Annotated in this window: 9 protein-coding genes and 1 riboswitch; of the genes, 7 read left to right on the top strand and 2 right to left on the bottom strand. The window is 42.8% G+C overall.

The genetic code is table 11. The features are described 5' to 3' along the window. Positions 1-64: 64 nt before the first annotated feature. Positions 65-892, bottom strand: a complete 828-nt coding sequence (locus tag HRR27_RS06155; RefSeq protein WP_173271912.1) for a tetratricopeptide repeat protein — start codon at positions 890-892, stop codon at positions 65-67. Between the two features lie 275 nt (positions 893-1,167). After that, positions 1,168-1,272, top strand: a riboswitch (TPP riboswitch). A gap of 129 nt (positions 1,273-1,401) precedes the next feature. On the opposite strand from HRR27_RS06155, the gene thiC reads away from it, so the two are divergent. From thiC to HRR27_RS06190, 7 genes are all read left to right on the top strand, one after another. Then, entirely contained in the window at positions 1,402-3,348 is a 1,947-nt protein-coding gene (gene thiC / locus HRR27_RS06160; RefSeq protein ID WP_173271914.1) for a phosphomethylpyrimidine synthase ThiC, read from the top strand. 3 nt (positions 3,349-3,351) lie between these two features. After that, on the top strand, positions 3,352-4,455 hold the full coding sequence (locus HRR27_RS06165; RefSeq protein WP_173271916.1) for an FAD-dependent oxidoreductase: 1,104 nt from the start codon (positions 3,352-3,354) through the stop codon (positions 4,453-4,455). Then, positions 4,452-4,658, top strand: coding sequence for a sulfur carrier protein ThiS (gene thiS / locus HRR27_RS06170; RefSeq protein ID WP_173271918.1), 207 nt, complete (start codon positions 4,452-4,454; stop codon positions 4,656-4,658). The genes HRR27_RS06165 and thiS overlap by 4 nt, the downstream gene beginning before the upstream one ends. Before the next feature lie 21 nt (positions 4,659-4,679). Then, a complete protein-coding gene (locus HRR27_RS06175; RefSeq protein WP_173271920.1) occupies positions 4,680-5,468 on the top strand; it encodes a thiazole synthase in 789 nt (262 codons plus the stop codon). Positions 5,469-5,925: 457 nt separating this feature from the next. Beyond that, positions 5,926-6,558 carry a response regulator gene (locus HRR27_RS06180; RefSeq protein ID WP_173271922.1) on the top strand — a complete coding sequence of 211 codons (633 nt, stop codon included), beginning with the start codon at positions 5,926-5,928 and terminating at the stop codon, positions 6,556-6,558. A gap of 270 nt (positions 6,559-6,828) precedes the next feature. Continuing rightward, positions 6,829-9,717 carry a CheR family methyltransferase gene (locus tag HRR27_RS06185; RefSeq protein WP_173271924.1) on the top strand — a complete coding sequence of 963 codons (2,889 nt, stop codon included), beginning with the start codon at positions 6,829-6,831 and terminating at the stop codon, positions 9,715-9,717. 2 nt (positions 9,718-9,719) lie between these two features. Then, the gene (locus tag HRR27_RS06190) at positions 9,720-11,072 is read left to right on the top strand and encodes a diguanylate cyclase domain-containing protein (protein ID WP_173271926.1); all 1,353 of its coding nucleotides are present in this window, start codon (positions 9,720-9,722) and stop codon (positions 11,070-11,072) included. Positions 11,073-11,148: 76 nt separating this feature from the next. Here HRR27_RS06190 and HRR27_RS06195 read toward each other — a convergent pair whose 3' ends face one another. Beyond that, positions 11,149-11,808 (bottom strand): CsiV family protein, encoded by a 660-nt coding sequence (locus HRR27_RS06195; RefSeq protein WP_173271928.1) that lies wholly within the window; start codon positions 11,806-11,808, stop codon positions 11,149-11,151. Between the last annotated feature and the right edge of the window lie 13 nt (positions 11,809-11,821).

An 11,821-nucleotide genomic window follows, 5' to 3' on the forward strand; every position in this document is an offset into this window, starting at 1 on the left:
GGGATTTTAAAGCCTACTCGGTGACAATAGCCGCACAGCGACCCTTGTTATGCTTGGGGCTTGTTTACGGCAGGATTTTTCCGGTGGTATCAATGTCGTGGTAACGTTTACACGCATCCAGCATATATTGGCTACAGGCAATGCTGTAAAGTTTTTTTGCTTCGATTAAATCTTGTTTAATCACTGTTTTATAGCCGGTTGCGTACATGTTGCCTAGCGCAAAACTGCCTTGTGGCGATTTTTGAATCGCAGAGGCTTTGAGTAGGTCGATGGCCTGAATTTCAGGTTTATTGATTTTGCCTTCTAAAATCCATTTGGACATAATCACTTTGGCTTGTGCATTGTCTTTGGCCACGGCTTTTTCTAGCCAGTTTTGCGCCTGTTTAAAATCCGCCTTCACTTGCGGCGCACCGCTTTGATAAATCATCGCTAGGCGCGTCATTGCTAAAGGTTCGCCGCGTTGTGCGGCTTTTTCAAACCAAAAGACGGCATTTTTAACATTTTGTTGCACGCCAACACCATCGGAATACATCACGCCGGTGTTATAAAGCGCCAAAGAGTAGACTGGGTCTTGTAAGTTTTCGTTGAGCACTTGGCGCGACAGTTCGCGGTGCCAGAAAAAGGACTGCTCGTAATCGACCATATTGGAATTAACCGCATCGCCATAGACGCGCGCTAACTGATAACGCGCTTGCGGATTACCCTGAATGGCGGCTTTACAGACCTCCAAGGCTTCGCCTTGAAACGTTTGTAAACAGGCGTTTTGGTTAAAGGCATAAGCGTTACTGCCTGCAAAAGTGATACAAGCCGCCAAAACGCTCTGTGTAAGACGTTGCGCACGCTTGTGCGGCTGGCGAGACGAGGTGAAGAATACTTGGCTAAGAGAGTTCATAGTGTGCTTTCTGTTCTTTGAATTGTTTTCTATTTTATTGATTTATAAAGGGAATTTTTTCACCTACTAAGCGAAGGCGTAGTGTCAATTCCCTTTGTTTTCAGCAAGGGGCTGCATAACGTTTTTACTCGTGGGTCAACTATAGCGGATGCCATCAATCGGTACAATATCGGATTCTACGTACTCCATGCAGAAGCGGGTCATAAACTCAGTTTTTATAAAGTTTAATCGTGTTTGTCTCTTTTCATTCGTGAGCTTAGTCGCTATACTTCGTGAAAATTTTGTCGGAGTGCCTTTAGACATAGGCTGAGATCGCGCAAGCGGGATCCGTTGAACCTGATCTGGTTAGGACCAGCGAAGGGAACAAGTGTATGGCACTTTCGCCATGCAACACAAAACGAACAAGCCTGACGAATAAATCTTGGCTGAGTTTAGTTTTCAACAATTTATCTCAAACTGTCTACTGAGCTTCTTCGCCTTTTTCGTTAATGTAAAACAGGCAGAGAGTCATGAGTTCAACTGAAAATTCCTTAAACCGTAAAGCCACTGATCGTCGCGAGCGCCGTGCTGCTGCGGAAGCCTTCATCCAAAACGTCTCCGGACAATCCTTTCCAAGTTCCAAAAAAATCTACGTTCCTGGTAAATTGCACGCCATCCAAGTGGGTATGCGTCAAATTAGCTTGAGCGATACCTATGTTTCTGGGCCGGAAGACAATCCGGTTTTAGAAAAGAATGAACCGATTAACGTTTACGACACCTCCGGTGCTTATACTGACCCCAGTGTGCAAATTGATGTCTATCAGGGGTTGCCAAAATTGCGCGCTGCTTGGGTTGCCGAACGTGGCGATACTGAAATATTGGATTCGGTCACCTCAAAATTCACCCAAGAGCGGATGGCCAACGCGGGTCTGGATCATATTCGTTTTGAGAACCTGCCGCCAGTGCGCCGTGCGCAACCGGGTAAAAATGTCACTCAGATGCACTACGCGCGCCAAGGGATTATCACCCCAGAGATGGAATACATCGCTATCCGTGAGAATATGCAGCGCGCGGAAGTACGGGAACAGATGATTACCCAGCAACATCCGGGACAATCGTTTGGCGCCAGTATTCCTAAAGACATTACGCCGGAGTTCGTGCGTGATGAAGTGGCACGCGGTCGCGCAGTCATTCCTTGCAATATTAACCATCCAGAATCTGAGCCGATGATTATCGGGCGCAACTTTCTAATTAAGGTAAACGCAAACATAGGTAACTCTTCGGTGGGATCTTCGATTGCCGAAGAAGTCGAAAAATTGGTTTGGGCGACTAAGTGGGGTGCGGATACCGTGATGGATCTGTCTACCGGACGTAATATCCATGAAACTCGCGAGTGGATCATGCGCAACTCGCCGGTGCCGATTGGCACTGTGCCAATTTATCAAGCGTTGGAAAAAGTAAATGGCATCGCCGAAGATTTAACGTGGGAAATTTTTCGCGATACTTTAATCGAGCAAGCTGAACAGGGTGTGGATTACTTTACGATTCACGCTGGTGTTCTGCTACGTTATGTACCGATGACCGCGAAACGCGTCACCGGTATCGTCTCGCGTGGCGGATCAATTATGGCCAAATGGTGCTTAGCGCACCATCAAGAAAACTTCTTATATACGCATTTTGAAGAAATTTGCGAAATCATGAAAGCCTATGACGTTAGCTTCTCTTTAGGGGATGGTTTGCGCCCGGGGTCGATTGCCGATGCAAATGACGCGGCGCAGTTTGCCGAACTGGAAACGCTTGGCGAGCTCACTAAAATTGCGTGGCAACACGATGTGCAGGTGATTATCGAAGGCCCTGGGCACATTCCATTGCACATGATTAAAGAGAACGTCGAGAAGCAGTTGGAAGTGTGTGGCGAAGCGCCTTTCTATACGCTTGGGCCGCTAACCACCGACATTGCACCGGGTTACGATCACATTACGTCCGGTATCGGCGCGGCCAATATCGGTTGGTACGGTTGTGCGATGCTGTGTTATGTGACGCCGAAAGAGCATTTAGGGTTGCCAAATAAAGAAGACGTTAAAGAAGGTTTGATGGCCTATAAAATTGCCGCGCACGCTGGTGATTTGGCCAAAGGTCATCCGGGGGCACAAATTCGCGATAACGCTTTATCGAAAGCGCGTTTTGAGTTCCGCTGGGTTGATCAATTTAACTTGGGATTGGATCCGGAACGTGCGCGTGAGTATCATGATGAAACCATCCCGCAAGAGTCCGGTAAAGTGGCGCACTTCTGTTCAATGTGTGGGCCGAAATTCTGTTCGATGAAAATCTCGCAAGAAGTGCGTGATTACGCTGCAGAGCAAGAAGCGGCAGGGCAAATAACTGAAATTTCGTTAGATGAAATCAAACAAGGCATGAAACAAAAATCGCAAGAATTTATTCAGTCCGGTAGCGAAATTTACCAGAAGGAAGCCTGATTTATGGCGGAGGCTTTGCCACGAATTGCGATTGTTGGTGCCGGTCTGCTTGGGCGTTTGCTTGCCTTTCAATTGCGCGCCGATGCCCAAATCACGCTGTTTGACCAAGATTCTGGCGCTGCAGAACAGAGTGCGGCTTATTTAGCCGCGGCGATGTTAGCGCCTTTGGCGGAATCGGCGGAGAGCAGTCACGGCATTATGGCGCTGGGTGAGGAATCGCTTAAGCTCTGGCCAAAGATTTTGCAGCAGTTACACGAACCGGTGTTTTTCCAGCAACAAGGCTCGCTCTTAGTGGCTTTTGAGCAGGACCGCGCTTGTCTGACCCAGCTGCAACGCAATCTAAAAGGCGATAACTACCAACGTGTCGATAAAGCCCAGATACACGCTTTGGAGCCGGAGATTAATTCGCGTTTTCAACAAGGCCTGTTCTTGCCGGATGAAGGGCAGTTAGACAATCGAGAATTATTGCGCGTATTAGCGACAAGTTTACGCAAATACGCCAGTATTGATTGGCATTGTCACGCTAAGGCAGAGATTCAAGCTCAGCGCTTAGTGGTCAATGGCAAAGTGCTGCAGGGATTTGATTGGATTGTTGATTGTCGTGGTCTGGGCGCTAAAGCTCAGCAAAGCGATTTACGCGGCGTGCGCGGCGAAGTTCTGCGGTTATATGCACCCCAAGTGACTTTGCAGCGACCGCTACGCTTAATGCATCCGCGTTATCCTTTGTATATCGCTCCCAAAGCGAATCATCATTTTGTGGTCGGTGCGACACAACTGGAGAGCGAAGATGCACGACAGCCGACAGTACGTTCCACTTTAGAGCTGTTGTCGGCTTGTTTTTCGGTGCATAGCGGTTTTGCCGAAGCGGAAATTCAATACAACCAATCCGGTTTGCGTCCGGCCTATGTGGATAATGAGCCACAAATGCGTGTTAGCGGAAAGGTAATCAGTCTTAACGGCCTTTATCGTCACGGCTATTTACTCTCGCCGGTGATGGTTGATTTGTGCCGTAATTATTTACTGGGTAATCGTCTTAATCCGTTGTATCTGCAGCAGATTCCGACGATTCTGCAAGAGTCAGCGCCAGAAATTTTGGAGTTTGCATGAAGATTATTCTGAACGGTGAAGCTCGGCAACTTAGTGAACCTTGTTCGTTAGAAATGGCGTTGCAAAGCTGTGCGCCTAATGTGCGTAATGTGCCTTTTGTGGTGATGCTTAATAAAGAGTTTATTCCGCGTTCGCAATATGCCAATTCTGAATTAAAAGAGGGCGATGAACTGGAAATCATCGGAGCAATTCAAGGCGGTTAAAGCGCTTTTATAGGAAAGGCTATGTTAGATATTTATGGTACTCAGTTGCCAAGTCGGATGTTAATTGGCAGTGCGCTTTACCCATCGCCACACGTTATGCAAGAAAGTATTCGTTTAAGTGGCGCTCAAGTGGTGACTCTGTCCTTAAGTCGGCAAAACCCGCAAGCGTTAGGCGGTTCTGGCGGTGAAAATTTCTGGAATATCATTCAATCTTTGGGGTTACATTTATTGCCGAATACCGCGGGTTGTCATTCTGTTAAAGAAGCGGTGACTATGGCGCAGATGAGTCGCGAACTCTTCCAAACTGACTGGATTAAATTGGAGCTGGTCGGCGACGATTTTAACCTGCAACCCGATCCAATTGATTTGGTGAAAGCCACGGAAATTCTGCTCAACGACGGCTTTAAAGTGCTGCCGTATTGCACTGACGATTTGGTCATTGCGCGTCACTTGGTCGAGCTGGGTTGTAAGGTGATTATGCCGTGGGGGTCGCCGATTGGCACCGGCAAAGGCATCTTAAACCCCTATGCCATTCAAGCGATTCGTGACCGTTTTCCGGACATAACCATGATTATCGACTCCGGTATCGGCAAACCATCACACGCTATGCAAGCGATGGAAATGGGCATTGACGGCATACTCTTAAACACCGCCGTCGCCCATGCACAAAATCCGCAGTTAATGGCGCAAGCTTTCAAAGGTGCAATCGAAGCAGGCCGCCTTGGTTACGAAGCCGGAATCATGGCCGAACAGGCCTCGGCACAACCGAGCACGCCAACACTTGATTCACCGTTTTGGCACTCCGCCTAGCGTCTCAAGTTTTATTGAGAGAAATTAAAAGCCACTTATCTTTTTTGATAAGTGGCTTTTTTGCTTTTATATAAGAAAAAATAGGTATGATAGTCGAAAAGTTGACGAGACATAGAACAGGTTCAAACGGCTTCACGCACAAAGAGTTTAAATGACCAAGGCGATTGTTTGCGCGCATATCTAGATTTGACAAAGCAAGAAAAACAGCGCAGTTAATTTTTCAAAGTTGGTATGAGATGGATTTGCAAGCCTAGAAATCGCACTCTGCAAGACCGTGCCGAAGTCAATATGGATTTACTCGGTGTCTCACCCGTGTTCAGTTATAAAAATTATAAGTAAAAAATATCAATAGAAGACACTGCTGTTCGACTTGTGAATAAGCTAAAGTATGAATTGTTTAGTTTTTTATGTACTCGAAGAGTAAAACAGTTTGAGTGGCGAATAGGAGCCGTTTAATTTGAAAAATAAAAAAACCATATTAGTCATTGATGATGATGAAGTCATGTTAGAAGTGCTTAAGTCAAAGCTAGAAGATGATTTTGACGTCATACTCTCTTTATCTGCTGAGAGTGCGCTTGAAGTTCTTGAAAACACTGTCCCAGATATGATTGTTTTGGATATTTCAATGCCGGAAATGGACGGTTTTACGCTCTGTAGAATTTTAAAACATAATCCAGAACTGTCTCATATTCCAGTGATGTTTATGACAGCTTCTGAAGAAGCTTATTCAATGATTAGAGCTTTTCAGGTCGGCGGTGTCGACTTTATGGTAAAGCCTGTGAATCCAGTTGAACTAGAAGTACGAATCACTTTGCATATAGCCCATGCTGAAGAAAAAGTTGCACTTATTGAACAGAATATAGAGCAAAGAGAAGAGATTGAATTTTTGTATAAAGAGCTCAGCAAGAATGACAAACTTATGCGTGACACGAGCAAAGGGCAAAATCAATCATTTGTTGACAAAGCCAACTTCCAACAAAGAATGAATGAAACGACGGAAAAAAATCAACAAGCTTTAATGAAGTTGAATGACCTTATTCGAAAACAGGAAGCGTTAATTGAAGCAACGAAAAAAACGATGAGAATGTAGAGGCTAGCTAAAATGATTACTTCTGCATCGTGTGATTTTGCATGCTTAAGCTCACACCTAACGCAGTGTTTTTATGTCTTGATTTGACAATTTTTGCGTTAATAATCAACGGACTCGGGGAAGCGCTGAGAAAAATCAATCTGATTTAATTATAGATTTCTTAGCTACCTTTTTACTGAGAGGCTTATACCAAATACTGGCTTATTAAGTTTCTCATACGATAATATGTTTGTTTGGAAACAAAAACATGAAAAATAAAGGGTTGAATTGATGAGTAACAACAATTCTTTTTGGGTTGTATTGGGGGCTTCTGCTGGCGGGTTAGAGGCCTTGACTGAATTTTTACATTCATTTAAAAAGGTTTCTGACTCCTACTTTTTTATTGCTCAGCATTTAGATCCAAAGCACCCAACGATTCTTAAAGATTTGTTGAGTCGTACGACAGATATGACAGTTGAACTCTTGGATGAAGACATTACTCCACAGAAAGGGATAATTTATATTATTGCCCCCGGTCATAATGCGGTCTTTAAGAAAGATAAAGTTGTACTGTCACCAGCCGCGGCCGTAGGCCCGAAACCCTCGATTGATTATTTTTTACAATCTTTAGCAAGCGAAATTGGTGAAAAAGCGATTGTTGTTATTCTGTCAGGAACTGGCTCAGATGGAGCGCAGGGTGCTTTAGCTGTTAAAGCCGGCAACGGAACCGTTTTTGCTCAGGATCCAAAGACAGCAAGATACCGTGGGATGCCTGAAGCGACGATTGAAATCGGAGCCGCTGATTTGGTGCTAGCGCCAGCAGATATTGCTCTGAAAGTAAATGAATTCATTGCAACAAATGAATTAACGCCGATGGAAGACGTCTTGCCAAAACCTTCAACGCATCTTGAAAGAATTTTTAAATGCATCTTTGATAAAACGGGCTTAGATTTTAGCGGTTATAAGCACAAGACAATAAACCGTCGTATTGCTCGTAGAATGGCCTTTCATCGTCTCAATGGCATTGAAGACTATACGAACTTTTTAAATAAAGATGCGACTGAAGCGGAATCATTGGCCAAAGATTTTCTTATTTCAGTGACAGAGTTTTTCCGTGACCCCAAAGCATTTTCTGATTTGAAAATCATTCTGGAAGAAATTGTTGATCGTACTGAGGTGAATAATCCAATTCGTATTTGGGTTCCGGCGTGCGCTAACGGTGAAGAAGCTTATTCTATCGCCATCATTTTGCACGAATTAATGTTGCACAAACAGCTGTCGATTCCGTTCCAGATATTTGCTTCGGATATTGATGATTTCGCTTTAAATCAAGCCCGAAAAGGTTTTTATGCCGCTGCGCAAGTCGAAGGCATGGAGCCTCGAATTTTGGAGACTTTTTTCCATAAAAAAGAAGATCGATATCAGATTAGTAAAGTCATACGAGACAAAGTCGTTTTTGCTAAACAAAACGTTATCATGGACCCGCCATTTTCAAAAATGGATCTGATCAGTTGTCGAAATCTTTTAATTTATTTTTCAAATGAATTGCAGAAAATCGTATTGCAAACTTTCCATTTTGCACTGAATAAAAAAGGATTTCTATTCTTAGGGAAGTCTGAATCTGCCCTTAATAATGCGCCAGATTTGTTTGATGCTTATTTAAAGAAAAGTCAGATTTTTATTCGTAAAAGTTACGGCTTATCTCCCACGATAGACAGAATTCAAAGTGCAAACAATTATGCTCGTGCGGTCGTTGAAAAGCCGAATATATCGATTCCAAAAGAGAGACGTTCTATCTCTGCTCGAATCGATAGAATTTTACTTGACGAAATCGTTCCTGCGATCGCTTTGATCGATAAGGATGGCAATGTATTGCATATTCGTGGTGATATTTACTCTTACCTTGAGTTACCTCAAGGCTCTTTAGACGTAAACATTATGAATTTGGCAAAAGGGGATATCAAAATGGATATCCGTTCTCTTTTCTCAAAAGCAAAATTACAGGGTCACGCGACATCGCAGTCACTTTTTTATTCTGGCAAAGATCGAGAACTGTTATTTATCAACATTAAGCGAGTGGAGTTAAACGAGCAAGGCAGTTTTGGCTATTTAGTTTCGTTTTTACCTACCTTGGTTGATGATAACTTTTTCGTTAATCCTTCTGAACTGGATCCGCAACGCCAAGAGGCGCAAAAGCACCTAGAAAACGAAATTCAAATCTTTAAAGAGCGCCTTCAAACCACCGTTGAAGAACTTGAGACGATTAATGAAGAAATTCAGTCCACGAACGAAGAACTTCAATCTTCTAATGAAGAATTACAGTCCACTAATGAAGAATTGCAGACATCTAATGAAGAATTGCAGTCAACGAATGAAGAGCTTTCAACCGTTAACCAAGAGTTGGAAGTTAAAGGGCATGAGCTTGAGCAATTGAATAGCGATTTGCAAAATATGCTGGAAAACATGAATGAGGTCGTCATTCTGCTTGATTCTCGTTTGAGGGTGGTTCGTTTTACACAAGAAGCCAAAAAACTATTAGGTTTAGGTGTAAGTGTCATTAATCAGACTGTGACAACAATTGGTTTAGATATCGATTTACCTAATCTGCGAAGTGAGTTAATGCAGGTTTTGGCTCTACAGGAAACCAAGGTCTTGCAGGCGACATTTAAATCGAAACTATATAAGATTCGTCTCGTGCCTTATCAAGCGGAAACAAAAAGTATTTCAGGCGTCATTATGTTCCTGGAAAACCCATATAACTTTAGTGAATTACACAAAGAGCCTCTTTACCTTAAATCATTTGAAATGGTTGGTGATGATCTGGATTACGCGCTGGTCGTATTAGATGATAAAGGCGTCATTATTTATGCAAATACTCGAGCTTTGAATGTGGTTGGCTTCCATTCCAGTGAACTGATTTATAAAAATATTGACATTTTAATGCCAAAATCTCTTCAAAATTCAGATAAAAATTATTTAGAGGCTTATTTATCAAAAAATGAAACGGGGAAAACCAGTGTTTGGAGAGACGTCTCCTTCAAAAAGAAATCTGGTGAGCGAATCTTGCTTAAGTTTAAAACAGAGGCTTTAACTTTTGAGGACAAAACACACTATATTGGTAAGATTTTAACGCCAGAAGAGTATTCAAAACGATATTTTCCGGTTTTAACTACGGACTAGTTATGGCTACGGAAAATGAATTTTACTTGGTAAAGGCTGAAAATTCCGCTTTATTAGCGGAACTTCAGTTTGCGCGTTCTGAAATAAAGTATCTAAATAAGCGAATTGCTGAAACTGAACAAAACTACTTGGATGAACGTTTGGTTCGAGCGAGTAAGGTTTCGTTCAATGATGAGTTGTTCAATAGTTTTTTTCATCAAGTAAATAGACCTTTTTTGATCATCGATAGACTTGGGGCTGTAATTGAAAGAAACCCTTCTGCAGATAGTTTTTTCGATATTAGATCGAATTTAAATAAAATGAATCAAATTCATTCTCTTTTCGACTTAAATTCAAAAAAACAGTTCTCAATCTATTTCTATAATGTAAAGCAATCAGGTGAACAATCTGAAATTGGGCTAGCCAATGTAGATGGAAAAATGTTTGTTTTGCATATTCACCCTATTGACCTGCCAGATTATGCAAATCATGGATTATCTGAATTATATGCGGTTATCGTGGTTCCTTTTGAATCATCTGTCAATAACTTCCAAATGTCTGAGTTGCTTGTTTCTGCGATTGATCAATTACAGCAGGGCGTTCTTATCGCGAATGAAGAGGATATTATTATCCGAGGTAATCAAGGACTTTCCGAAATTACTGGATACTCATCAAAAGAGATTATCGGGGAAAAAACAAGCATACTTTCATCTGACCGCCACCCTCGAGATTTTTATCACTCCCTGAAAGACTCTGTCAATATCAAAGGTTATTGGGAAGGAGAGGTTTGGCATAAAGCTAAATCAGGGCGTGTTTATTTGGAGCGGTTACAAGTTTCTCGTTTTTTTGATGAACTATCCCATCAACATTTTTACATTCACATTTTTGAGGATATTACCCTCAAGAAGCAGGAAGCTGAGAGAGAAGAAAAGCGTTCAGTTTTTGATTCAGTTACAAATCTTCCGAATGAAAGATCTTTTAATTGTTATTTGGATAACATTCTGTATCGTGCATCTATGTCAAAGCAATCTTTTGCTGTACTCTCAATAGAGTTTGATAAGCTTCAAAACATTAGCAATGATTTTGGATTGTATTATCGAGATATAGTATTACAGCATGCTGCACAGCGTATAGTGTCGTCTGTTTGCTATTCAGATTATGTTGCCAGAATCGATGTCGGAACTTTCATGGTTGTGTTGTCTGGCCTTAAATTGAAAAGTGATTTGCAGCTTGCAGTCGACAAACTTTGTAAACAGTTGCAAGCGCCCTTTATCATTAATGATCAATCCTATTCACTGGTATTTTCTATCGGAAGCGGCGTATTTCCAGATGACGGTGACAGAGCAGATGCATTGTTGCAGAAAACAAAAGCATAAGCATTGATGAGAAAATGAAAAAGGCGTTAGAGTTTGTCGCTCTAACGCCTTTTGTTTTTTGACGATAAGACTCTCGTTACAATTTATCTATTTTGACCAGTGCGCCGAATAGCGGGTGGTCGAAGTAGTGCAGTTCGCCGCTGTCGGCTTTGCGTTTTTCTTGCAGTTTGAAGCGCCAAGTGTCGGGTAGGTAGATGGCTTGTATACCGAGTTTTTCCGCTAGGGCTTCGCGTACTTGGCTAGGAATGCGGCGCTCGAGTTCTAAATCCAGCTCGATATGCGAGAACTTGGTTTTATAGACTTTAACTGTGCCGATTAAGCTACTGGAGGCGTTGCTCTGTTCGATTGAGACCTTTGGGGATTTGCTGCTGTTGTAGGCAAATTGTGTCCAAGCTTCATGAAGAATAGGGCGGTAACCTTTGCCCAAACGCTGCACCACGCTCGTAAGCGAAGTGTTGCTGGCTTTAATGTACAGCGGTTTTTGATTTTGATTGAGGTAAGAGGTGCTATTGCCGAAATCCATTGTACTGCTCAGCTCCGGCCAGTTTTCTTCTGTCCAGCCTTTAAGCGCCAATTGTTCAAAAACAATCACTTCAACCTTATAACGCGGTAATGGTTCTGCTGCCTGGGCGTGGCTTAGCAACAAGGTTAAGGCCGCGAAGGCGAGCAAAAAGCGTTTTAACGTCGAGGTTAAACGGCGAAAGACAAGCGGTGAGGAGAGGCGTTTAAAATCCATTGCGGCGTTCCGT

Origin of the sequence: Thiosulfatimonas sediminis, from assembly GCF_011398355.1 — a bacterium.
GTDB classification, from domain to species: domain Bacteria; phylum Pseudomonadota; class Gammaproteobacteria; order Thiomicrospirales; family Thiomicrospiraceae; genus Thiomicrorhabdus; species Thiomicrorhabdus sediminis_A.

Bases quoted from the DNA above. Each gene is read 5' to 3' on its own strand.
- HRR27_RS06185 (WP_173271924.1), top strand. From the start codon at position 6,829: ATGAGTAACAACAATTCTTTTTGGGTTGTATTGGGGGCTTCTGCTGGC.
- thiS (WP_173271918.1), top strand. From the start codon at position 4,452: ATGAAGATTATTCTGAACGGTGAAGCTCGGCAACTTAGTGAACCTTGT.
- HRR27_RS06175 (WP_173271920.1), top strand. From the start codon at position 4,680: ATGTTAGATATTTATGGTACTCAGTTGCCAAGTCGGATGTTAATTGGC.
- HRR27_RS06155 (WP_173271912.1), bottom strand. From the start codon at position 892: ATGAACTCTCTTAGCCAAGTATTCTTCACCTCGTCTCGCCAGCCGCAC.
- thiC (WP_173271914.1), top strand. From the start codon at position 1,402: ATGAGTTCAACTGAAAATTCCTTAAACCGTAAAGCCACTGATCGTCGC.
- HRR27_RS06190 (WP_173271926.1), top strand. From the start codon at position 9,720: ATGGCTACGGAAAATGAATTTTACTTGGTAAAGGCTGAAAATTCCGCT.
- HRR27_RS06165 (WP_173271916.1), top strand. From the start codon at position 3,352: ATGGCGGAGGCTTTGCCACGAATTGCGATTGTTGGTGCCGGTCTGCTT.
- HRR27_RS06195 (WP_173271928.1), bottom strand. From the start codon at position 11,808: ATGGATTTTAAACGCCTCTCCTCACCGCTTGTCTTTCGCCGTTTAACC.